Annotated in this window: 19 protein-coding genes; 14 read left to right on the forward strand and 5 right to left on the reverse strand. The window is 40.0% G+C overall.

Annotated features, from left to right (window positions below):
• Positions 1-375 precede the first annotated feature (375 nt).
• The 8 genes from SAE01_RS02190 to SAE01_RS02225 all read left to right on the forward strand — a co-directional run bounded on the left by SAE01_RS02190 (position 376) and on the right by SAE01_RS02225 (position 10799).
• A complete protein-coding gene (locus SAE01_RS02190) occupies positions 376-3423 on the forward strand; it encodes a tetratricopeptide repeat protein (RefSeq protein WP_147201883.1) in 3048 nt (1015 codons plus the stop codon).
• Between the two features lie 12 nt (positions 3424-3435).
• Complete coding sequence (locus SAE01_RS02195) at positions 3436-5067, forward strand: TonB-dependent receptor (RefSeq protein WP_147201884.1); 1632 nt, start codon at positions 3436-3438, stop codon at positions 5065-5067.
• A 1-nt stretch (position 5068) separates the two neighbouring features.
• Positions 5069-5662: a hypothetical protein gene (locus tag SAE01_RS02200; RefSeq protein ID WP_147201885.1), complete on the forward strand. Its 594-nt coding sequence runs from the start codon at positions 5069-5071 to the stop codon at positions 5660-5662.
• 529 nt (positions 5663-6191) lie between these two features.
• Positions 6192-6404 (forward strand): VF530 family protein, encoded by a 213-nt coding sequence (locus tag SAE01_RS02205; protein ID WP_147201886.1) that lies wholly within the window; start codon positions 6192-6194, stop codon positions 6402-6404.
• Between the two features lie 124 nt (positions 6405-6528).
• Positions 6529-7299: an SH3 domain-containing protein gene (locus SAE01_RS02210; protein ID WP_147201887.1), complete on the forward strand. Its 771-nt coding sequence runs from the start codon at positions 6529-6531 to the stop codon at positions 7297-7299.
• Between the two features lie 176 nt (positions 7300-7475).
• Complete coding sequence (locus tag SAE01_RS02215; protein WP_170234058.1) at positions 7476-8138, forward strand: hypothetical protein; 663 nt, start codon at positions 7476-7478, stop codon at positions 8136-8138.
• Positions 8139-8353: 215 nt separating this feature from the next.
• Entirely contained in the window at positions 8354-9874 is a 1521-nt protein-coding gene (locus SAE01_RS02220) for a trypsin-like peptidase domain-containing protein (RefSeq protein WP_147201889.1), read from the forward strand.
• A 244-nt stretch (positions 9875-10118) separates the two neighbouring features.
• A complete protein-coding gene (locus tag SAE01_RS02225; RefSeq protein WP_147201890.1) occupies positions 10119-10799 on the forward strand; it encodes a response regulator transcription factor in 681 nt (226 codons plus the stop codon).
• Between the two features lie 50 nt (positions 10800-10849).
• Here SAE01_RS02225 and SAE01_RS02230 read toward each other — a convergent pair whose 3' ends face one another.
• Positions 10850-11662 carry an NYN domain-containing protein gene (locus tag SAE01_RS02230; RefSeq protein WP_147201891.1) on the reverse strand — a complete coding sequence of 271 codons (813 nt, stop codon included), beginning with the start codon at positions 11660-11662 and terminating at the stop codon, positions 10850-10852.
• Positions 11663-11956: 294 nt separating this feature from the next.
• Here SAE01_RS02230 and SAE01_RS02235 point away from each other — a divergent pair, with 294 nt between their 5' ends.
• The 4 genes from SAE01_RS02235 to SAE01_RS02250 all read left to right on the forward strand — a co-directional run bounded on the left by SAE01_RS02235 (position 11957) and on the right by SAE01_RS02250 (position 19849).
• Positions 11957-15265 carry a SusC/RagA family TonB-linked outer membrane protein gene (locus SAE01_RS02235; RefSeq protein ID WP_147201892.1) on the forward strand — a complete coding sequence of 1103 codons (3309 nt, stop codon included), beginning with the start codon at positions 11957-11959 and terminating at the stop codon, positions 15263-15265.
• Between the two features lie 12 nt (positions 15266-15277).
• A complete protein-coding gene (locus SAE01_RS02240; RefSeq protein ID WP_147201893.1) occupies positions 15278-16804 on the forward strand; it encodes a SusD/RagB family nutrient-binding outer membrane lipoprotein in 1527 nt (508 codons plus the stop codon).
• Between the two features lie 249 nt (positions 16805-17053).
• Positions 17054-18541: a mandelate racemase/muconate lactonizing enzyme family protein gene (locus SAE01_RS02245; RefSeq protein ID WP_147201894.1), complete on the forward strand. Its 1488-nt coding sequence runs from the start codon at positions 17054-17056 to the stop codon at positions 18539-18541.
• Positions 18542-18688: 147 nt separating this feature from the next.
• On the forward strand, positions 18689-19849 hold the full coding sequence (locus SAE01_RS02250) for an RsmB/NOP family class I SAM-dependent RNA methyltransferase (protein WP_147201895.1): 1161 nt from the start codon (positions 18689-18691) through the stop codon (positions 19847-19849).
• A gap of 95 nt (positions 19850-19944) precedes the next feature.
• Here SAE01_RS02250 and SAE01_RS02255 read toward each other — a convergent pair whose 3' ends face one another.
• The 4 genes from SAE01_RS02255 to SAE01_RS02270 all read right to left on the reverse strand — a co-directional run bounded on the left by SAE01_RS02255 (position 19945) and on the right by SAE01_RS02270 (position 24377).
• The gene (locus SAE01_RS02255; protein ID WP_147201896.1) at positions 19945-21879 is read right to left on the reverse strand and encodes a S8 family serine peptidase; all 1935 of its coding nucleotides are present in this window, start codon (positions 21877-21879) and stop codon (positions 19945-19947) included.
• Positions 21880-21944: 65 nt separating this feature from the next.
• Complete coding sequence (locus tag SAE01_RS02260; RefSeq protein ID WP_147201897.1) at positions 21945-22688, reverse strand: hypothetical protein; 744 nt, start codon at positions 22686-22688, stop codon at positions 21945-21947.
• 213 nt (positions 22689-22901) lie between these two features.
• Complete coding sequence (locus SAE01_RS02265; RefSeq protein WP_147201898.1) at positions 22902-23720, reverse strand: alpha/beta hydrolase; 819 nt, start codon at positions 23718-23720, stop codon at positions 22902-22904.
• A 57-nt stretch (positions 23721-23777) separates the two neighbouring features.
• A complete protein-coding gene (locus SAE01_RS02270; RefSeq protein ID WP_503827332.1) occupies positions 23778-24377 on the reverse strand; it encodes a HupE/UreJ family protein in 600 nt (199 codons plus the stop codon).
• Positions 24378-24542: 165 nt separating this feature from the next.
• Here SAE01_RS02270 and SAE01_RS02275 point away from each other — a divergent pair, with 165 nt between their 5' ends.
• Both SAE01_RS02275 and SAE01_RS02280 read left to right on the forward strand, forming a co-directional pair.
• Complete coding sequence (locus SAE01_RS02275; protein WP_147201900.1) at positions 24543-24782, forward strand: hypothetical protein; 240 nt, start codon at positions 24543-24545, stop codon at positions 24780-24782.
• 3 nt (positions 24783-24785) lie between these two features.
• On the forward strand, positions 24786-24965 hold the full coding sequence (locus SAE01_RS02280) for a hypothetical protein (RefSeq protein ID WP_147201901.1): 180 nt from the start codon (positions 24786-24788) through the stop codon (positions 24963-24965).
• Positions 24966-24978 lie beyond the last annotated feature (13 nt).

Below are 24978 nucleotides of genomic sequence, written 5' to 3' on the forward strand. Positions count from 1 at the left end.
CTCGTATGTTCATGATAAATGTAGTTCAAACGTTTCCATTAACACCTGATTTAGTAAATGTTATCAAACCGTGCCCCTCGCTTTGTTTATCCACAGTAGTGCATCACTCAATCCTTTCGCTAAACGTAATCTTACCTTTATCTATCTTTTAAGTTGGGTTAATTGTGTTGTTATTTTCTTCTGTTTTGGAAAGTCGAATAAAGAATTGATCTGTACAAGGGAGTGACACAACAATGTTGAAAAAAGGTAAAATGCGGGTTCAAATAAAACTAATCATGCACCTTTTTCTTAAATACCTGGTAGCGAAGACTTTTGCTTTTTATTAAGATTGACAATTGTAATATTTATAGAAATATTCCAAATTAACCCAGAGCTATGATCGCAATAGTTAAGAGAAGTTTGTGCGCAGCAGCGCTTGTTTTGGCGGTACACAGCCATCCTTTAGCACAGGCTACGCAGGCTAATATTGATCCTGATGCTAACTTTAAGCTGGCAAAAGAACTTTACCAGAAAGAACAATTTAGCCTTGCTTATCCATTATTTAAAAATATTTCATTTGCTCATTCTCCAAATAGTAAGCTTCCTGTAAGTACGCAGCTTGAAGCAAAATATTATACAATTGTATGTGGGCTTAAGTTAAATGAAAGTACCTCTGAAGGCGCTGCAAAAGAATTTATAGAATCTGAGCATAATGCACCCCGCATTCAAATGCTAAGTTACCAGTTAGGCGAGTACTATTATCGTCAGCAAAAGTTTGCGGAGTCGCTGACTTACTATGAAAAAGCGGGGATTGACAATTTAAGTAATCGGGAGATTGCGGAGATGCAATTTCACCAGGCATACTCTTATTTTACCCTAGAGCAGTTTGATAAAGCGAAGCCGCTTTTCAATTCCATCCGCCAAATTTCCTCTGACCCAAATTACCTGGATGCTAACTACTACTTTGGTTTCATATCTTTTTACGAAAAGAACTACCCTCTAGCACTCGAAGCTTTTCGTAAGGTAGAAAACCAGCCGACTTACCAAAAAATAGTACCTTATTATATTGCTGAAATTTTGTACTTCAACGGAGAGAAAGACAAAGCAATCGCTTATGGTGAAGAGAAATTAAATAGTGGGGGACAGTACTATGATTTGCAATTAAGGCAGTTGATTGGTCACGCTTACTTTGAAAAAAAGAATTACCAGAAGGCGCTGCCTTACTTGCAGGAATACAATACAAAAGCAGGGAAGGTTAGTCGCGAAGATTTGTATGAGATTTCCTACACTTATTACGAAACCAACCAACTGCCGAAAGCAATTGCAGGTTTTAAAGAGCTGGGAGGAAAAGAAGATTCTCTTGCGCAAAACAGTATGTACCTGTTAGCAGATGCTTATTTAAAAACAGGGCAGAAAGTAAATGCAAGAAGCGCCTTTTTGTTTTGCGCTTCTAATAGCAGCAATCCGGTTCAGAAAGAAATTTCTCTTTTTAATTACGCCAAGCTTTCTTTTGATTTAGGCTACCAGGATATTGCGTCCAGCGAGTTGCAAAGCTTTATAAATACGTATCCGAGGTCTACGTATTTGCCGGAGGCAAAAGAGTTGCTTGTAAATGTTTTGGCCAATACCAATAACTACAAAGACGCGCTTACCTTATATGAAAGCTTGCCTGGGAAGAGTGAAACGGTAAAAAAAGTATATCCAAAAATTATTTATGGGAGAGCAGTTGAACTTATCAACGAACAACAATTAGATAAAGCGGATGCTTTGCTGGATGAAGTAATCAAAGCTCCTTACAATACAACACAGTTGCCTTTTGCTTATTTCTGGAAAGGTGAAATAGCATATCGCAATAAGAAGGTAGACCAGGCGATTGAGTATCTGAGTAACTATCTAAAAAATCCTGTATCAGGAGGCGAGGTGAATGTAACCAACGCGCGTTATGACCTCGGCCATGCAAATTTGCAAAAAGAAAATTACAGGCAGGCTCTCGGTTATTTTGAGCAGGTTACAAAACGTGTAGACAGGAATTCAACACCGGTGGAGCAGGATGCGTATTTAAGAAGTGCAGATGCGCAGTTTATGAATCGCAACTACCGCCAGGCTCAAACGATGTACGAAACTGTGATCAACAACAACCTTGCGTCTGCCGATTACGCCTTGTATCAAAAAGCAATTATCTCCGGCGCTGCAAATAGGAACACAGACAAGATTAAGGAGCTGCAGTCTTTAGAACAACGTTATCCAGGGTCTTCACTAATACCAGATGCAAATCTTGAAATTGCAAATACTTACCTGGCAGCAGAAGATTACAGATCGGCAATAACTCCACTGAATAAGATAGTTAAAAACAAGAATGCTACTTCGTTACACCCACAGGGTTACCTAAAGTTGGGTGTTGCTTATTTTAACCTGGATAATAACCAGGAGGCCCTCGCTAGCTTTAAAACTTTAATCTCTTCTTTTCCCAACTCTGCTGAAAGCGATGCGGCTGTAGAGTACGTTCGTGACATATTTGTCTCTGAACAAAAGCCTTCAGAATACGTCGCTTTTATGAAAGCAAACGGTAAGGATGTAAGTTATACAGAAGCTGACTCGCTAACTTATGCTTCCGCAGAAACAAGGTTTAATAACAACGATCAGCAAAACGCGCTGAACGGTTTCAAGGATTACTTAAACAAGTTTCCTAACGGACGTTATTCTATTGATGCTAATTATAAAGTCGCAGAAATTTATAATGGCAAAAAAGATTATCCTAACGCCTTGATCGGTTATACTTATGTAGCCTCTAAAGCGCCTAATAAATTTGCCGAGAAAAGTGTTTTGCAGGCAGCAAGGATAAATTTTTTCGAGTTGAAAAATTACGAGGATGCAGAACTTTATTTCACCCAATTGAAAGGATTGGCTACTCAACCTGATATTCAGTTGGAAGCGATGAGAGGTTTGCTTCGTTCGCAATACCGGTTAAACCAATGGAAAGATGCTGTTCCAAATGCACAGGAACTATTAACCCAAAAAGGCGTTGCGACTGATGATAAAATGATGGCGAATATGGTGATAGCAAAAAGTCACCAGGCTAATAAAGATATTGATGCTGCTACGTCTGCTTACCGTACCGTAATTGCTTTAGGTAAGTCAGAATTTGCTGCTGAGGCTCGTTACCAACTCGCCTTTATTGCGTTCCAGCAGAATAAGTATGCAGAAGCTGAAAAGGCTGCTTTCGAAGTAGTCAACAAAGCAGGTTCTTATGAGTATTGGACAACCAAATCTTACATTCTTTTAGGCGACATATACTTTAAACAGAAAGATTATTTCAACGCAGAAGCTACACTAAAGAGTGTGTCAGAAAATGCAACGATACCAGAATTAAAACAGGAAGCACAACAAAAACTCGATGCAGTGATTGCTGAAAAAAATGCTAATAGTAAAGTGGCCAAACAATAATCAACAAGACTCATGAAAAAATTACTTCTAATATTATTCTCGATTGTTTCATTGTCTTCTGTGCATGCGCAAAAAGATACTACCAAGAAAACAGTTGTGGTAACGTCTGCTTATAAACCTGTTTTAAAACCTGCTGCTAAAATCAACTTTAGTGCAGCTGTTCCTTCTGCCGATTCTTCAAGGCCTCCTTTAACCTACAATGTGCCTGCCCAAAATTTGTTTTTTTCTTACCAGCCCGCGGCTTTGAAGCCCCTTGCACTTTCTATCGACACATCTTTTTCCTGGGAAAATTCAAATTTTGTAAAACTAGGTGTGGGTAGTTATACTACTCCTTTTGCCCAACTTGGTTTGTCGTTCGGAGACGGAAGAACTTCGCTCGTAAATGTGCATGCCAGGCATATCTCACAAAAAGGAAGCCTTCCCTTACAGCAATACAGCCGTACCAACGCCGACGTTTCCGGAATTTTTAGCGGCAAGGGTAATATTGAATGGCATGGAAAAGCAGGGGTTGATTTAAGTAATCAATATTATTATGGATATAGTCCGGATACCTTAAAATACAGCAAGGATAGTCTGAAACAACGGTTCAAGACTCTCAGTGCGATGATAGGATTTAGGAATAAGGAAGTGAACAGTTATGGCATAACCTATGATCCAACTTTGTCAGTAAATTTCTTTGCAGATAACAGGAAAGGCAAAGAGGCAAATCTTGTTTTGAATGCCCCGGTTACTAAGACATTCAATGAAGACCTTGCATTTAATGTTGAGTTTACTGCAGACATCACGAGCTATCACACTTATAGCAGTAGAAAAATTACAAACAACCTATACTACTTATCTCCTTCGGTAGGATTTAAGAAACCAACATTTAGCGTGAATGCAGGCATCACTCCATCCTGGGATAACAAGGAGTTTAAGCTGCTTCCCAATTTTACTGCCCTTATTAAAATGCAGGATGAAAGATTTGTTTTGCAAGGGGGGTGGATCGGTTATTATCAGAAAAACACTTTTCAATCTCTGGCTGCATTCAATCCATGGATAGCCCAACCTAATACACTTTTAAATACCCGTATCATTGAGTCTTATGCTGGCTTTAAAGGTTCGGCTGGAAGTCATTTTACATTCAATGCAAAATTGTCTGCTTTAAAGTATACCAACGCTGCACTTTTCACCAACGATTTTGTTGATGGTAAAACTTTTCAAACGGTGTACGAGCCCAGCATGAGAGCACTAAAAATTCATGGCGAAGCAGGTTACACAGCCCAGGAGAAATTTAGCTTTCTTGGAGGAATAACAATTAGTAAATATTCTGCTTTGAAAGAAAATTCTAAAGCCTGGGGATTAGTACCGTTGGAACTTACGGGTGCTTTGAGATGGCAGGTTTTGAAAGATCTTCAATTTAAATCCGATGTGTTTTTATGGGATGGGGCTCAATTCGTAACAAAGGGCGGCGTAACTACTAAGCCAAAAAGTGCGTATGATTTAAATGCAGGTGTTGAATTTACTATTATGCCGAAGCTGAATTTATGGTTGCAGTTTAATAACATTCTGAATAATAAATACCAACGCTGGAACCAGTACCAGGTGTTAGGATTTAATGTAATCGGAGGAATAGTATATTCGTTCTCCCAACCAGGAAAATAAAATGCTACAGACCTTATACAAGTATCTAATCCTACATAAAAAAGCGACCATCGCAGGCATAGGAACCTTTAGTGTTCATCGTACACCTGCGTCTCTCGACTTTGCTAATAAAGCGTTTATTGCTCCTGTTAATAGGTTCGAATTTGATAACGATGAAGCCGCTGAGGATAAAAATCTTTACTCCTTTATTTCAAAAGAGCATACAATCGAAGAGCGTGAAGCTATGGATACTTTTGGTGCGTTTTCTCGTAATCTCAAAGAGAATCTTCAAACACAAGGCGCAGTAGAACTGCCCAGGCTTGGGTCATTGACGAGAGATGTAGCGGGAAAAATAACCTTTCGACCAGTTGATCCAATTGCTTCTTTTTATCCTAATGTTCCCATAGAAACAACTTCAAACGAAGTGTTGAAAAAAGAGCCGGTCGCAGTCGAAGTGGAAGAAGAAGAGGTCCATGCCGAGGCGGAAATAGAGACAGAAGAGGTTAAAAGTAATTTAACTAAAAAAGAATACTGGTGGATCTTCGCCGTCGTGCTTGCTATTGCGGCTATAGCCGCAATCGTTTATTATTATAACGAGAATGGAAGTTTGAGATAATCAGCGCGGTAAGAAGACGTTTATATTTTCGATGGCCCTTAATTAGTTTTTTTATTGGTTTACCAACCTACTCTCCCGATTTTTCTTTCGTTGCGACGCTCCGTTCATCTATTGTAATTCCAATTGGGCTTTAAAAGAAATAAGTGATAGTAACATTAAAACTATCACTTGTTATTCTTTATCATCAACAATAATGAGGGATAGCTCATGAATACAGCGAGATCGTATATTATACCTTTTTGACTAATCTCTTGCATATTCAATCAAACCTCTGGTGCTAGTTGTTGCACTGTCCCAAAGCGTACCAAAGGATTATAAAAATGAGTATAGTACTAAAACATCCACCGCCTAATTTTTTTGCACCATAACCAGCTAATAGCCCTCTAAATAAATTGTTCATGTTTTTCTATTTTTAGAATAAGACTTAAAAATTGTGCCATCAGAAATTTAACGAGCGAAGAATAAGCTAGTAAACTTCGAGAGGACTATTAGGTTAGCTAATCATTTTTATTTTTTTATTTCGCGTACTATGATCAACTCAAAAGATCCATTGCATGGTAAAACGTTAGAGACAATCTTAACTGAACTGGTTAATTTGTACGGGTGGGAAGAACTCGGCAAAATCATTAAGATCAACTGTTTTAATAGTAACCCCAGCATTAAATCGAGCCTTACTTTTCTTAGGAAAACATTGTGGGCGCGCAAGAAAGTGGAGGAACTATACGTTAACTCTTTTAGCTAACAACGCTGCCCTAAAAAAGACGGCATCTCTTTTCTGACAATATGGGATTATTACAGGAAGTTTGTACCTCTAAATAATTCTTAGCCTGCAAGTTTTCCTACGGGAAAACGATAATTTAATTTTGATGAAGAAAGTAGTTTTACTTATTGCGATTATTTTTTGTTTCAGTTCTGCATATTCTCAGCAAAAAACACTTACCGAAAACTTTTTAAATAATGTAGGAGATACCGTAGTTGTTGTAGGGAAAATTTATGGCGGTGCTTTTCTTATTCACGTAAAAACAAAACCCACTTTCTTAAACCTTGGCGACACTAGCCCAACCCATAGGCTCATCATAAGAATTGAACCGGAGGACAGAGACAAGTTCCCGTCTCCCCCTGAAACTTTTTTTCTAAACAAAATAATCCAGGTTAGAGGAAAATTGCAAGAGTATAAGGGATCAGCCCTCATACAAGTATCAGAACCTTCAATGATAAAAACAGAATTTTCGGCTGGCTTAAATAGTAAAGCAGACACAGCTACATCCGGTGGTTATATTGGTATAGGTGCCATAAAAACAACTGATTTTTCTCCTAAGATTACTTCTTCTTTAAGGCTGATTGTTCCTGACTCCATTCTGCAAACGACCTGGATAAAAAGTGTCGCAGAAAAAGCGGCCGAAGAAAAGAAACGAAATGTTCATGTTGTGCAAAAAAATATCGATCTAAGAACAGCACCTACAAGTGACGCACCGTTAATAGCCCAACTAAAACCCGGGATGCTGGTATCGGTTCTATACACTTCTAAAAAGTGGAGTTATGTAAGTATTGGTTCAGTAGATGGATTCAATAATGTCAACGGTTTTATCAAGCATAAAAGATTTAAGCATTTAAGGAAGTTGCCGGTCCAAGAATAGTTTGCCGTTTTTTGAATTTGTACCTGTTTTGTTTCAAACCTTCTATCACTTTTTAAATAGTTCAAGTGACTACTTTAACCATTTCTTTTAATTGCATCAACTAGTTTTATTAGGTGAATTCAATACTTAAACAAACTCTTACGTTTATCATTCTACTTTTCATCACGCTTAGCGGGATGGCTCAGAGAAAAATGATTAATGGTGTGTTACGAGATAGTACAACTCTTTTTCCTATCGCAGCTGGAACTATAACAAATAGTGCAACTGGTAAAACGGTTAAGACCGATAATGTTGGTTTCTTTAAATTGGAAGCAGGTGCAAACGATTTCATTTACGCTTCTGCAAAGTCTTATCGATTCGATACATTGAAGTATTCACTGATGTTCACAGATACCATTACCATTTATCTACCATTTTCCGGCAACGTGCTTCCTGTGGTTACAGTGAAGGGACAGTACACGCGGTACCAACTTGACAGCATCGAGCGAAAAAAAGCTTTTGAAGAAAACAGGGGAACAGTTTTAAAAACACTTTCAACTGATCACCCTTCAGGTTTCGGGCTGACGTTCAACCTGGATAATGTTTTTAAGAAAAAATACCGCAACCAGAAGGGTGAGGAAAGAGTTTTTAGCATTCTTGAAAAAAGCGCTTATGTCGACTACAGGTTCTCTCCAAACCTTGTTGCTTACTATACAGGTTATAAAGGCGAAAAGCTTAGAACGTTTATGAACCTTTATTCTCCATCTTTCGAATGGTTGAGGCAACATCCAACGAACGAAGATGTGCTGTACTATATTAATGACAAGCTGAAAATTTTTAAGGCAAAAGGTTCGAAATAATTTTGAACTAAAGGTCAACGGAAAGCCTTCTTACCTATTTTTTTATACCGCAACTCTTAGATCAGATCCTCCAAATACGGACGTATTTCTAAAACACTGCTCTATTCATTGTTTCAGCGTTTAACACGCTATTTACAAATTTCCTCAGAATCGCTTCAGAAGTGGATAGTAAGATTGTATAGTAATTAAATCTAAACTTAAAATTTTTGAAAGCCATGACATCAAAACAATTAGTAGCAGTAGTTCTAATTAGCGCAGCTACTTCAGTTGGAAGTGTTTTGGGAGTTAGCAAATATCAGCAACAACAACTTGCATCTAATCTTCCTGAAACAACTTCTATTTTTCAAAATGCCCGCTATACCGGGGAAAGTGCGGTAGGCGGACCAGTAGTTGACTTTGAAAAGGCAGCTACAAAAGCAGCTCCGGCTGTAGTTCACATTAAAGTTCGTATTAAGCCGAAGCAGGTTGCAGCAGGTCCGGAAGACGTGCAGGACAATCCGTTTAAGGATTTCTTCGGTGATGGTTTTGGAGACATGTTTGGTGGAAGAGGAGGATCTCGTCCATCGCCTGAACAAAGAGGATCAGGATCTGGTGTCGCTATTAGTGCTGATGGTTATATTGTAACCAACAACCACGTAGTTGACAAAGCGGATGAAATTGTTGTGACCCTTAACAACAAAAAAGATTACAAGGCAAAAGTGATCGGAAAGGATCCAAGTACAGATTTAGCCGTTATTAAAATTGAGGCCAATAATCTTCCATACCTCACGTTTGCAAACTCTGATGACGTTCACCTTGGACAGTGGGTTTTGGCAATTGGTTATCCTCTAAACCTTGAAACTACCGTTACCTCTGGTATCGTTAGTGCAAAGTCAAGAAGCATTGGAGTTAACAGCCGTAACAGTAGCTCTCCGATTGAATCTTTTATTCAAACCGATGCTGCAGTTAACCCGGGAAACAGTGGCGGTGCGTTAGTAAATACTGATGGTGACGTGATTGGTATCAACAGTGCGATTGCTTCTCCAACAGGTTCTTATGCAGGTTATGCTTATGCTATTCCTTCAAACCTTGTCAAAAAGGTTGTGAATGACATCGTAAAATATGGTGCTACTAAAAGGGCTTACCTCGGCATCATGTACGGCAACGACCAGATGAGTGAAGAGGATCGTGCAAAGAATAATGTGAAAGAAGGTGACGGTGTCTTTGTAATGGACGTTGCTAAAGGTAGTGCGGCAGATGAAGCAGGTGTGCAAAAAGGTGACTTCGTAACCAAAGTAAACGGACAAACCATCAACTCTGGTAGCGAAATGGTGGAGAAAATTGCTTCACTACATCCTGGTGATAAAATCTCTTTGACTTACCAGCACAACGGTGTAGAGAAAACTGCAACTGCAACCTTAAAAGGAACTTCAGGTACTTATGCAAGCATCAAGCAACAAGTGGTTGAGCAACTTGGTGCAAGTTTCGAAGAACTTGACAAGAGCAAAGCTGCACAGTTACGCCTTTCAAATGGTGTTGTTGTGAAAGATCTTGGACAAGGAATCTTAACCGAACAAACAAGAATTAAAGCAGGTTTTATTATTACTAAAGTGAATAATACAAGAATTAATACTATTGATGAATTAAAGGCTGCTTTGAAAAATGCCGGAAATAGTGCGATCATCAGTGGAGTGTATCCGCAACAACCGCAGACTGAATATCAATACGCTTTAAACGATCTAAACGGACAGGAATAGTGAGGAGTGAATAGTGAATAGTGAATAGTGAATAGTGAATAGTGAGTATTGAAAATGAATAGTGAACAATGAATAGTGAATAGTGGGAAGAGTGAGCATTGAAAATCGAGGCGATCAAGGGTAATTCTCATTATTCATTTTTCATTAAAAAATTTCATTTCGTTGTTTAGGTTTAGTTAGCCCCGTCTGGTAGCAGGCGGGGTTTTTTATGCGGTATGTATAATTTCGGCAAAAAGTTTATGCAATGAAAATTTTGATAATAGAAGATGAAATTGCTTTGCAACAATCAATTCAAAAATATCTTGAACACCAGGGATATGTTTGCGAAACGGCGAGCGACTTTAAAGCAGGATTAGAAAAAGTTAGATCCTTCAACTATGACTGTGTTTTGGTAGATATAGGCTTGCCATACGGAAGTGGGCTAGACATTGTAAAAGAGCTGAAAGAAATTGAGTCGAAATCAGGTATCATTATTATTTCGGCAAAAAATGCTTTGGAAGATAAATTGAAAGGACTCGAATATGGCTCTGATGATTATCTCACGAAACCTTTTCATTTGTCCGAATTAAATGCCCGTGTAAACGCGATCCTTCGTCGTAGAAATTTTGGGGGAAGCAAGATTATACAATTTGAGGAAATCAAAATAAACCCTGACGGACAGCAAGTCTTTGTAAATAACAAACCTATAGAATTAACGGAAAAGGAATACCAGTTGCTTGAATACTTCATAGCAAATCAGCGACGTGTTTTAACAAAGGCAGCGATAGCAGAGCACATTTGGGGCGATGAATATGAGCAGGTAAGTAACTACGATTTCATTTATACTCACATAAAAAATCTTCGGAAAAAACTGGTAGATGCAGGTTGCGAAGACTATATAAAAACAGTGTACGGAACTGGATATCGTTTTACAGAAAACCAATAACGCCTGGAAGCTTTAATTGATTTTAGCATAAATAATCAAAAACTTCAAAATCACCCCATCTTCCTGTTTCTTACATACACCAGGATAATATTATTTTTTCCAGTGTTTCTTTCGTCTATTTCAAATCTATTCAGGTTTTTAATTAAAGGAACAAGCTTTTTAAAGCCATAGTTGCGGGGATCAAAGTCCGGTTGTCTTTTTAAAATAAGGTTTCCAAGGTCTCCTAAAAATGTCCATCCTTCTTCGTCAGCAAGGTCGTTGATGCTGTCTTCAATTAATTTTACAAGGTCCGTATCAACCTTCTCAATGGGTTCTATTTCAGTTTTAACTGGTACTACGTCAGGTGCTTCCGGCTTTGGTTTTTTCCTTGATCTCGATTTTTTCGGTTCTGGCTTTTCTGACTTTTTCAAGGGAGCTGCATCTGCCTTTAAAATTTCGATATAGATGAATTTATCGCAAGCCGAAATAAAAGGCACAGGGGTTTTCTTTTCACCAATGCCAAACACCTTCATGCCCGCTTCTCTAAGTCTTATTGCCAGTCTTGTAAAATCGCTATCGCTGGAGACAATACAAAAACCGTCTACCCGGCCTGAATATAAAATGTCCATCGCTTCAATGATCATTGCCGAATCAGTGGCATTTTTCCCGGAGGTGTAACTGTACTGTTGTACCGGTGTTATTGCACTTTCCAAAAGCACACCTTTCCATCCGGAAACTGTCGGCTTTGTCCAGTCCGCATAAATCCTTTTAAATGTTGGCGTCCCGTATTTGGCAATCTCCTCCAACATCTCTTTAATGTTACTATATGGAACATTGTCTGCGTCTATTAATACAGCAAGCCTTAAATCTTTAATGGTCTCCATAACGCAAATTACACTTTATACAGTTATTCGATTATGCACATAATTTTAATCTAAATAGATTGAACACTATAGAGCGCTGCATTACAAGGAGGCGACTAAAACCGCATTATTATTCGGGAGTTTGTACTATGAACAGCGATTTTAATTGATTTGACAGTAGATTTTCAAAAAGGAGAATAATTTTATTATCATTTTTTTATTTCTTAATATTAACAGAGCGTTTTAAAAATCCTGTTTTGGGAAATCTAAAACGAGGTGTTGTATCATTCGAAAAGCTAAAACTAAACTTGCCATATGAGTTCTGCCAAACGTACCTTACCCGGGCTTCTGTGCCTGTGTGTTATTTTGGGTTATCATCCCTTTTGTGAAGCACAAACAAACATTTCTTCTGGCAATCACAAAATCACTAATCAATCTGTTCAAAGCGGGGAAAGCAAAAAATCCTTTGTAGACGAATTGCAAAGGAAGGAGCAGGTAAGTACCGATGCAAATGCTTCTACGCAAGAGTTCCGTCAGGAACCCGTTAGAGGAAAAGTCACGTCAACAAAAGACGACACACCGCTTGCAGGTGCAACAATTACAGTTAAGGGAAAAAACCGGTCAGTAGTTTCAGATGCTAACGGAAATTTTCAGATTAACGCCGTAAGGGGAGATGTGCTATTAGTTGAGTATGTTAACCACGAACCAAAGGAAGTATCTGTAAGTGGTCAGTCTGTAGGGTCAGTTTCTCTGACGCAAAAGGAAACCAACATAGGGGAGGTTGTAGTAACTGCTTTAGGCATAACGAGGCAGTCGCGCAGTATCGGATATTCGGCGACTAACGTGAAGGCTGATGAACTTACAGTTAATCGTACCCCTAACCTTATGAATGCACTGCAAGGAAAGGTTGCAGGTGTAAATATTAGTGGAATGGGAACAGGACCTGCAGGTACATCCAAAATTCGTATAAGAGGACAGTCCTCTATTTCAGGGCAGAACAATCCGTTGATTGTAATAAATGGAATTCCCGTTGATAATACCAATTTCGGAACCAATCCAAATAATACGGGCTCCGACAATTCAATCGGAGTGAGGGGCGGAGGAAATACTTCTGATGGTGGAGACGGGCTGTCAAGCATCAACCCAGATGATATAGAAAGCATGACCATTCTTAAAGGTGCACCCGCGGCAGCGTTGTACGGATCACGCGCACAAAATGGTGTCATTATGATTACCACCAAAACACGTGGTGCTGGTAAGGGTCTTGGTGTATCTTATAATATTAACTACACAAACGACAAGCCATTAGATTTTACAGACTATCAATACGAGTATGGTCAGGGGGAATTGGGTGTTCGTCCTACGAGTGCAAATCCAACTTCCGGGCAATGGTCATTTGGTGAAAAGTTTCAACCGGGAATGACACAGGTATTATTCAACAACCTTGTTGTTCCATACGAGCCTGTCTATAACAGGATTAGCAAGTTTTTTAGACATGGACAAAATCTTACAAATACTGTAACGCTAGAAACAAGCGATGAAAAAGGAGGGATACATCTTTCTCTCGGTAATATGGATAGTAAGGGAATTGTTCCAAATAATTCGTTTAACCGTAAGACAATAAACCTTGGATTTAACTATAAACTTTCAAACCAGTTTAGTTTTTCCGGTAACGCCAACTATTCCAGAGAGACTAATAAAAATCCGCCTAATATAGCAAACCAGGACAATTCAATTCCTACATCTATTTACAACCTCGCGAACTCAATGCCCCTTGAGGTATTGGACGCAAACAAATACAATGCGCAGGGAAATGAATATATCTATTCCCGTTTTATGAATAGAACAAATCCGTACTGGGTATTGGCGGAACAATTTCAAAACATTAGACGCGACAGGATCTTTGGAAACCTCTCAGCTAAGTATGATATATTGCCTGGCTTGTATATCCAGGGACGTATAGGACAAGACTTCTGGACACGCGACCAGGATTATAACAACTTCCCTACAGGTCATGCCTCAAGGGGACCGGCTCCGGCCGGTTTTGTAAACGGGGTGTATACCCAGGAGGCCAGGAGGTTTAGAGAATTCAATGCAGATGTTTTAGTTTCTGGTAGTCGCACGTTTGGAAAAGTTGGCGTAAACGTTACCGCAGGGGCTAATCAAATGCGGAGAAGATCTGATTTAAACAGTGTGCAGGTAACAGACTTCGTAATCCGTGGACTCTACACCGTACAAAATGGAAGAGCGAAGGATCCTCTTTATGATCTGTCTCAAAGAGGCGTTAACTCAGTCTATGGTTCCGCTGAATTTTCTTTCAATCGCGCCTTTTATTTAAATGGAACACTTCGCAATGATTGGTTTTCGACTTTGTCTGAACAGAACCGCAGCATCATATATCCATCTGTCACAGCCAGCTATGTCTTTTCCGAACACTTTCAGCCGCAGTGGTTGTCGTTCGGAAAGCTAAGAGTAGGGTATGCCGAAGTAGGAAGTGATACCGATGTACCACCTTATGCAAACCTCTTGTTTTACGGCATCAACTCTAATTTACTTCCTAATCCGGCTGGAGCACCCCAGCCTGTTGGCGGACCTAATGGAACAACAGTTCCAAATGCTAACTTAAGGCCAATGCGTATCTCTGAAGCCGAAGTGGGTCTTGAACTAAAAATGTTTAACAGCAGGGTAAATCTGGACGTCGCAGCATACCGCAAAATAACCACCGATCAGATTGTACAAGCTCAAATCTCCGATGCCTCCGGTTTTGTTGATACACGTATTAACAGCGGCCGAAGCAGAAATTTAGGGATTGAAGGTCTTTTAAATCTTGTGCCCTTTAAAACAAGAAATTTTACATGGGAGTTTACTGCAAACACTTCTTATAACATAACCAAAGTATTAAGCCTTAAAACCGATGTACCCGGTGAAAGAATTACAGTGGGTACACACGTGTTTAATGGTGAGCTAAGACAAATTGTGGGAATGGAAATGGGGCAAATTGCAGGCTTTGGTTATTTAAGGGATGACAAGGGTAATAAAGTTTTTGGGTCTAACGGACTTCCGCTAAGAACGCCGGACCTGGTAAATTTTGGAAGTGCATTGCCAAAGTGGGTTGGAGGTTTTGCCAATTCATTTAACTACAGGGGAATTTCATTAGCCGTTTTAATTGATTATAAGCTTGGAAATAAAATGTTGTCCGGAACCAACTTCAATTTAGTTCGTCACGGACTTCATAAGATGACGCTTCAAGGAAGAGAAGGCGGGGTAGTAGGTGAAGGGGTAAACGTGAGCGGAGGCAAAAACACTATTGTCGCCCCTGTTCAAACTTATTGGGAAGTGGTACGTTCCCAAGCGCTTATCGAACCAGTTGTATACAACGGAGGTTATTGGAAATTACGCCAAATATCTTTAGGCTACGATTTTAGTAAATACCTCCCTTCAAATCTGTTTGTAAAAGGGGTACGTTTAAACTTTGTAGCTAACAATGTTTTAATCTTGAAAAAGTGGATTGACAATATAGATCCTGAAACTTTTGGTTACACCTCTGATAACCTCGTTGGAATGGAATCAACCGGCCTTCCTTCAACAAGGAGTATGGGTTTGAACTTAAATATTAAATTTTAATAAGACAGAACTATGAAAAGTATATCTCAGGTTACGCTCCTTATAGCTTTACTGTTTTTTGCTACTTCTTGTGAAAAAGGTTTAAGTGAGTTGAATGAAAACAAGACAAGCGCCACTGCTATAGACCCGGTGTTTCAACTTAACAATGCTATTGTTAATGCTTCGTTTCCTTCTGCAACAACGCTCAATTATGAGCTGCCTATTGTACAACAGCTTGTGACGCCAAATTCTGGTATAATTAGCGGAGGAAACTACAACCAGGATAATCGCGATAATACCCAGGTTTTGTGGCAGAATTATTATCGGAACGTGATACGCAATACCAGGGACGTAATCGTTAGAACAAAAGACTTACCTGCCAGAAGTAATCTAATGAATATGGCAAGAATAATACAGGCAATGGCTTTCATGACACTTACCGACACTTATGGCAATATCCCTTATACAGAGGGTGGCTTAGGTTATATCTCGCAAACATTTTTACCTAAATATGATCAGCAACAAGATATCTATCCCAAACTAATTACTGAGCTTACTGAAGCGTCTGCTGCTCTAAATGCTGGTGGAACAGTAGAAACGGGAGATGTATTGTACGGCGGCAACATTGCGCAATGGAAAAAATTTGGTTACTCTTTGCTGTTACGGGCAGGTATGAGGTTGACTAAAGTTGATCCGACAAAAGCCCAGCAAGTTGCCCAAGCTGCATTTGCAGGAGGCGTTATTCTTTCAAATACTGATAATGCTTACCTGAGAACTACTAACGATTACCAGGCAAATCTTAGCGCCACTCTCAATTCTACTGAAGCAGCCAATTACTATCTCACAGAACCTTTTGTAAATTTTCTAAAAAGTACGAATGACCCCCGATTGTCGTCAATAGCGATAAGATACGTAGGTGCTACATCCGGCCCGGAACAAGTTCCTGCTGTTGGATCCACTGATCCTGCCAAACAAATAGGCATGCCGATGGGCTACGACAATGGAACAATAAAAGCAGTCGCTACGAGCAAAGGTCTTGCAAGCTTTTATGAATTTAGCCAGCTCGATCGAAGGAGAATGGCGAAGCTAACTGCGCCGGTTTACTTCGTAACGGCCGGTCAGACAAACCTATTGCTTGCAGAAGCTGCACAAAGAGGTTGGATTACAAGCGGTACCGCCGCCGATTATTATAAGACAGGAATACGTTCTCATATGGAACAGCTTGCTACTTACGATGCCGGTTCTGCCATTGCGCCTTCTGCTATTGCAGAATATGTGAATGCAAATCCTTTAAACCCTGCCAGGGCGTTGGAGCAAATAAACTCTCAGTACTGGGTCGCTTCATTTTTAAACGGTCCTGAAACATGGGCGAATTTCAGGAGAAGTGGATTTCCGGTACTAACCCCAAATCCTTATCCGGGAAAGACTATTTCAGGTGCTTTCATCAGGCGGCTTACTTATCCTAATTCTGAAATTTCTGTGAACCCCGAAAACCTTAAAGCTGCTGTTGCTTCTCAGGGCGCCGATAATTTAGATACAAGGGTATGGTGGGATAAGTAATGGAGTTATTACGTAAATGAGAATTAAGCTAAAAAACTTTCAAACTGTGTTTCTGGTCTCATGGCTTATACATATGATTCACGCGTAAAAACTACTGGTGTTCTTATTTAATCTCATTGTATCACATCTTTTGCAATTCTGATTTTAACTGCTGTAAAGGCTTAAAGTAATTCACTAAAAAATTGTCTTCATTCTTCGATAATATTGAACTGCTTTTTTAATTTTTAAAATTAATATTCCAAAATCGACATGACTCCATCTCAAAAATTTCTGACGAAGCTTGGTCTTAAAGACCCTGAAATTATTGAACCGGCTCAGCAAAATCCAGTAGAGGAAAATAGCCGACGTTCTTTTTTTAAAAAATCAACTTTAGGCGGTATCGCTTTAGGTAGTTCCTTTTTGTTTACGCCAATTGAAGATGTGATTGCGCAAACAACGGGAGGTGTAAAACGCTTCGGGGCTCCTTCCGACTTAAAGATCACCGATGTCCGTTATGCTGTTACAACCGTTTTAGGGCGTACTGCTATGCTTCGTATTGATACTAACCAAGGTATTTATGGCCTTGGAGAAGTACGAGATGGAGCGGACGAGCGATATGCTTTGATGCTTAAGAGTCGTATTCTCGGCCTTAATCCCTGTAATGTTGAAATGATTTTTAAAGCTATCAAACAGTTTGGCGGACCCTCAAGGCAGGCAGGTGGAGTATGCGGCGTAGAGATGGCTCTATGGGATCTTTGCGGTAAAGCATATAATGTACCTGCCTGGCAGTTGCTAGGTGGACGCTATCGCGATAAAGTGAGATTGTATGCTGATACACCTGAGTCAAATTCTCCGGAAGAACAAAAGAAATTGATGAATTTTCGGATCAACGACCAGGGGTATACATGGCTTAAGATGGACCTTGGAATTGGTGAGCTGAAAGACATGCCCGGTGGATTAGTTAACTCTCAATTTTGGATGAATGAGCAGAAGAACCTTCAGCAGTGGGGAACTAACAATTACATGGCCTATGGAAATACAAGGCATCCATTTACACAGATACAAATTACTGAGAAAGGTTTAGACGGACTGGCGAAATTGGTAGACAATGTGAGAGGCATGTTAGGTTATGACATTCCGCTTTCAACTGACCACTATGGTCACTTTGATTTAAACAACGGAATAAGGCTGGGCAAGAAGCTCGAGCAGTATCGCCTAGCATGGATGGAGGATGTAGTGCCCTGGGATTATACAGAGCAATGGAAAACGTTGTCTACAGCACTCGAAACGCCAATGCTTACGGGCGAAGATATTTATCTTCTCTCCGGCTTTAAACCGTTAATTGACTCTCGCGCCGTTGACATTATTCATCCTGACCTGGCTTCTTCTGGAGGGCTTCTGGAGACGAAGCGTATTGGAGATTATGCAGAAGAATACGGCATCGCTATGGCGATGCACCAGGCTGGTACTCCTATTTCATTTATGGCTAATGTGCATTGTGCTGCGGCTACGCAAAACTTTCTCGCACTAGAGCACCATTCAATTGATCTGCCGTGGTGGGAGAGCCTTGTAAAAACGACCGACGGAAGACAATTGATAACAAAGGGATTTGCCAATGTACCTCTTACAGCCCCGGGATTGGGAATTGATTTGAACGAGGATGTAATCAAGCAACATCTTCATGCGACTGATAAAAGCTATTTCGCTCCCACACCACAATGGAACGACAGGCGCTCTCACGACAGGATTTTCAGTTAATTGAGCAGAGATTAAGATAAACCGTGTTTATCTGTGTAGTGAAATAAAAGGTCTTCCTTAGTTGGGAGACCTTTTGATTTTACCCATAGGCCCGCCAGTTACGATTAGTCTTTCTATAGCTTTTTAGTGTACTATTGTATTTTTCGTATGTCACGATTTTATTCCCATGTAAACACTGCTAAAAGTATTCTCGGCACTTATAGTGGACAAGTTCCTTTTAGCGTCTTTTTGAAAGCCTTTTTTGCAAAGGAGAAAAAGTTTGGAAGCCGTGATAGAAAAAATATTTCCAGCTTTTGCTATAGTTATTTTCGTCTGGGATATGCATTCAAAGAGCAAAGTATAGATGAAAGATTGATGACTGCGTTATTCTTATCGACTGATGTTTCTATCGAATGGTTGCAAAAAGAAAAGCCTGAATGGGTTGCCTCGATAGCACTTTCTTTAAAGGAGAAGATTAGAGTAATTGGCTTAAACCTAAAAACTGTTTTTCCTTTTGCAGACGAGCTATCACAAGGGATAGACCTACTGCAGTTCAATCTATCGTTTCTTATTCAACCGGATCTTTTTGTGAGGGTGAGGCCGGGAAAAATGGAAGCGGTGGAAACTAAACTTCATAATAGTCAGATTAATTTTAGTCGAGTAAATGAAAGCTGTCTTGCTTTTGCAAACGGAACTAAGCTTGATGACGTTTTAGAAATCAACAAAGAGGCTGTTATACAAGACCTGAATTCACAAAGGGTTGCTGAATTTTTTCCAATGAAGGAGCGGCAGTCTTGGAGTGTTTGGGATTGTTGTGCGGCTAGCGGTGGCAAAGCCATCATGGCTCACGACTACATTGCTGGTATGCATCTCACCGTTTCAGATATTCGGCAAACCATTATTCAAAACCTTCATAGTCGTTTCAAAGAAGCAGGAATAAGACAGTATAAATCGTTTGTTGCTGATCTCGTAAATCCCGAAAGTCTTCAGTCTTCACTACAGGACTTAAAGTTTGATTTGATTATTTGCGACGCTCCTTGTTCGGGTTCCGGCACCTGGAGCCGTACGCCTGAAGAGATGGTTTTCTTTAAGCAGGAGGAAATAACTAGATATAGCAATCTTCAAAAAAGTATCGCCACAAATACTATTCGCTATTTAAATAAAGGTGGGTATTTGTTATATATCACCTGCTCAGTTTTTAAAAAAGAAAATGAAGAAGTCGTTGATTTTCTACAACAGGCTGCCGGACTGGAATTGATAAAAATGGAACTACTGAAAGGGTATGATGTAAAAGCAGATACAATGTTTTCAGCACTGTTTAAATTATAATGATGGTATAAAGTACCTGTCGACTTTAAATAGAAAGTACAAGAGTGCGACGCAACATAAGATGATTAGTAATCCTATTGCGGGGCTCCGCAATATTATCCTTTAAATAATCGTAAAGTTCGTTTTTGAGTTTTGCCGACGTATTGAATAAAATATACTCCGGGAGGGAGTTTTTGTGCATTATTAAAACGGATGGTCAGGTTTTCGTTTTGAGTGATTTGGGTAGCAATAGTCTCAATTACACTTCCTTTCGGATCTATAAGACGCAGGCTAATTTCTCCGGTTTCCTGGCCTTTTATGAAAACTGTAAAATCGTGAGAAGAGGGATTTGCGAAGGCAACAAGCCAATCCTTATCAAAAATGTTTCCCTTTTGCACGGGGAGAGTACGGGTCGTTGTACTGTCGAAATATTTTACAACATAAAGGCCAGATGGGAGATTTCCGAGATTTGAAAACGCGGCATTGTACACCTCTTCTTTTTCACCGTTGATGTTTTGTGTTGCTATAACCTGCCCACCCGCACTCGACAATGTCAGTGTTACAGGTCCATTTATTCTCGCAATAAATTTTACAACAACCTCAGTCGTAAAAGGATTTGGTGTAGCGAAGAGCCACTCATTTCCATAAAGAGCGATATTCTCGTCGTGTTTTAGGGACAGGTATGCTAAGCGGAAATTGGGGATACCGTAGCCGTAGCGGTCATCAGGAGTAGCGTACTTATCTGAGCTTTTATAAACTGCACTAAGGATATTCATATTGCTAACCCGCGGGAACGCTTGCCAAAGACAGGCTATTAAACCTGCAACATTGGGGTTAGAAAAAGATGTTCCGTTGCCCGTTGTTGGTTGGTTGTTTAAACCCGCTATCACTGTACCTGCACCCACTGATACAATGTTTGTCTTTATCTTGCCCGGGTATCCATAGCTGCTAAAGCCGGCGATTACTCCTGTAGAGTTTACTGCTCCTACCGTACAAACGCTGTCCACATCTGCGGGGAACGAAATGTATTTCCAGTTGCCAGCGCCTTCGTTTCCTGCGCTTACCGATACAATCATTCCCTTTTTTACCGCTATTGCTGCGCCTTGGGAAACCATTGTTGTGTTCTTATAAAAGTCAGCATAGCTGTGATTTAAAGAAGGGTCATCGAAAGTGGTATAACCGAGCGATGTAGAGATGAGGTCAGTTCCGGCGCTGTCCGCAAATTCTGCTCCGGCTACCCAATTGTGTTCTTCGATAGGATATTCGGTTTCGGCGTTTTCTGTTCTGATTAGCCAATAATTTGCTTTCGGCGCTGTACCTACCATTCTGCCGGGCCAGTTTGCAGATAGAATGCTGAGACAGTACATTCCATGCGAGTCATCTTCATCGACGCTGTTATCAAAAGCCACGAAATCACGCTCACCTAAAACCTGCCGATTGTTTCGAATGCTATCAAAAGCGGTAATGGTTTTATACTGAAGAAAGCCCCCATCTAGCACGGCTATCTGCATGCTTTCTCCGTGAAAGCCTTTGTTGTGCAAGAATTCGCCCTCGTGAATATGTACCTGTTGGTAGTTGCTCCCGTAATCATAGGCATTTGCCGCAGTTTCAGCTAAGCGATTTGCCTGGGGTAGGAGCGGAGTGCTTGGTGGATCTTTGAATTTATTATTAAGAGTAATGTTAGCGCTTCGGAACCCAACCCCTCGCGTTGATTTTACAAACGAGAAAGATTTGATTTTGCTTAATGCATTCTGATCTGTTGTTTCAATCAATACCTGGTTTAACCATTTAGAGGTGCTTAGAATGGTAACTCCTCCTGACTGCCTGATGCTGTCTATGTACCTGGAAGAAACCGGAAGGTCAATACTGTCGACAGGGATGTTATAACGCGAACGTCTTTGAATGGCTCGTACGGAGAGATACTGCAAAGGATTATTTAAGTTGAATGTATTACCTCCTTTATCCTTTAATTGGATAATCAATTTTGGAAATTGGGCATTGACTTGTAGAACTGAGGAAATGAACAGAAGCGAAATAATAAAATTTCTCATGCACCAAATTTATCTATCTGGAAAGAACAGAAAGCAGGCCAAATATGTTCAAACTAACTCCGGTTCTAATTATGGCTTATAAGACGAAGTTTTATTCCATAACTGCCATCCTCATATTTTGCAGGTGGGGGAGTTGTTTGCCATGTCCAATGTAAAAACTCCTTGTAAATCATTCCAACACCTTTTGCATATACCTCTGTACCTAAATTTCTTTGCTGATAATTCTTAGGGTCAAAAGGTCCCGGAGGAGTTGTTTCGTCTTGTTGAAAAACAGTAACGGTATTGTCGAAAGTGGTATTAAAAGCTTTAAAAGGTTGTCCAAAATTTTTGTATTCATATTGCCATTCGTCAAGGTAACCCACAGTGGTGTTTAGCGATTTCGTGTCGATATAAGAATGGCCCTTCCAGGTGTACCCCTCAGAAATTGGCGCATGCAATTTTATAAACCTCAGGTTGTTGTCTATATACTCTACGTTTTCGTGAGTAGGTGTAGCCACGAAAGTAGCCAGTGACTGCCATGGTTTTAAACCGGCAGTATCCCTGATAAATCTAAAAATGCGGTAAGAAAGCCGGCCCTGATTATCTGTAAAAGTAGACTCAACAGAGTCTTTTGCCTGGAAGCTTTTTACTGCAAGGGAAGATCCGAACGATGCAAGAACTGTAGAGTCTAGCCTGTATAAAAAGGTCTTTCCGACAGCAAGAGGATAGTATTCGTTTATGTTGCCTGCGTCTAACGTTTCAGTTTCTTTTTTACATCCTACCACCATCAGCAAAAACAACGCAAGAAATAAATTCAATAATTTTTTCATTCAGATAAATTCAACTGTAAGATAAATACTTTCTTAACCCGCCAACTCTTGCAGACGTTAAAACCAACACTGCAGCCTCCTTGCCCTTTGCTCCAATTCAAAGCACACCTCATAATAACGTTACTATTTACTTGGCATTGTGCTTTACCTGTCAATCAAATTATCATCACCCTTTTATGTTATTTAAGCACATTTTCAATAACAGCAAAAAGCTTAAATATTCCCTGTCCTAAAATATTCTTTAAAAAATAGTAACTGGTACTTTAAGGCTTCTCTCCAATAATCCCAATCATGTTTTCCGGGCCTTTCGGTATAATCGTGAGGGATTTTTAGTTGTAACATTTTTGCATGGGTTCTCCTGCTCATATCGATAATGCGATCCTCAGTTCCACAATCAATAATAATAGCAAGCGAGTCCTTTGGGTATTTTTCTACCACATTTACTACTGACCAGTCAAGGTATTGTTGCTTGTTAATCGTGGTGTCACCTAATCTTTTTTCCACATCGTAACCTCTTGTTATCCTGCTGATGTCCAATGCGCCACTCATGCTTCCGCATGCGCCAAAAAGGTCGGCGTGCCTAAAGCCAAGAAACAATCCACCATGGCCGCCCATGCTAAGACCGGTAATCGCCCGTCCTTTACGGTTCTTGATAGTGTGATAAACAGAATCGATATAAGCTGGAATTTCAACGCCAACATTAGTCTCGTAATGCATCGTTAAATCTATAGGGCTATCAAAATACCAGCTACTAAAAGCTCCATCGGGACAAACAATCATCAGCTGGTGTTCGTCGGAAAGTTTTTGTAGTTCTGCGTCTTGTTGCGCCCAGTCACTATATTTTCCACTATAGCCATGAAGCAGGTAAACGACAGGAAAAGCAGGGCCAGTTTTCTTATAATTTGTTGGAGTAACCACTACACATTTTACGTTTTTGAACATGCTGTTGCTGTAAATGCTGATGGTATCAACAGAGGCAGACGAGCAGAATGAAAAGGTAGCAAAGATGGTGAGGAGTAAGAGTTGTTTCATATTGCTGGATTTTTGGTTAAAAATAAATAATGCATCGCAAAAGCTGAAAGTAAGAATCTAGAAAGGAACTCTTTGCAAAGCCATTTGAAGAGCTACGGCCAAAACTCCTCCGCTTAAAAATAAAATATATTCCCGCCTGTTGACTTTAAAAATATTGATGCACACAAATGTTAGCAGCAGTATAGCAAGCACAACCAAAAGTTGACCTGCTTCGATACCGATAACAAAACCAATTATTTTAAGAATGATTTTACCCGTTCCCGAAAAACCTATGAAAAAGCTTGTAAAGGTGAAGCCGTGTATGAGCCCAAATAGCAGGGCGAGGAAATAAACGGGAGGGTATTTGTGGCGGTACACAAATTTCTTGACGAACAGGTTGCTGATGGCAGCAACAATAATCGAAAATGGAATTAGAAACTGTAGCCATCTTGCCGACACCTGGAAAATATCGAAGACACTTATGGTCATGGTAATTGCATGGCCTATGGTAAAAGCGGTAATTAATATCACTACTTTTTTCCAGTCGGTAAACAGGTAGCGAACACATAGTGCGGTAACCAACAGGATATGATCAAGGCCTCTGAAATCCGTGATATGATGCCAGCCTGCATTAAAATACTTTATTAAATCATGCATAGGTTGTCGCTGCTTTTGCAAGCGTTAGCGAGGCAAATTAAGCAATTAAAAGAATTGGCAATATTGGAAACGGCTCACTTAAACATCACCATAGGCCCGGTACTAATGATGTTTTTGATATGATTATTCGCTTTCCCCAAAAAGCGGATGGTATGTTAATTGTACCCTTTATATAAAATATTCTGTATGAGTAAAGACCAAAATGGAACGTTTCACCCTGGAAAAGGCAAGCCGTCAGGGGCGAATAAAGAGGAGGGATTAGGGTTTCAAGCAACGCCTCCGGAGAAAATGGAAGAATATCTTGAGATCACAGATAGGTATACTGACGGAGCAGATCAATTGGCCGAAGACGTTCCCGTTCGACATCCAAACCGAAACACCAGCAAAGGTGAAACAACTAAAACCGGCGAAAACTATAACCAATAAATAATGGCACTAAGCAAGCGTGAAAGTAAAGACAACCCAGTTACCCAGGATGAACCTGCAACGCTACCGGGACCTTTACAAGGCGAGGAGGAATTAAAAGATTACAGTAAGGATGAAGGCGATGACTTAATTGACAACATGCCTGACAGTCATCCTGAGCCTAGCCCAACAGCAAGCAGTTAACGATAAAAGCATC

Origin of the sequence: Segetibacter aerophilus (genome assembly GCF_007991655.1) — a bacterium.
In the GTDB taxonomy this organism is placed as follows: domain Bacteria; phylum Bacteroidota; class Bacteroidia; order Chitinophagales; family Chitinophagaceae; genus Segetibacter; species Segetibacter aerophilus.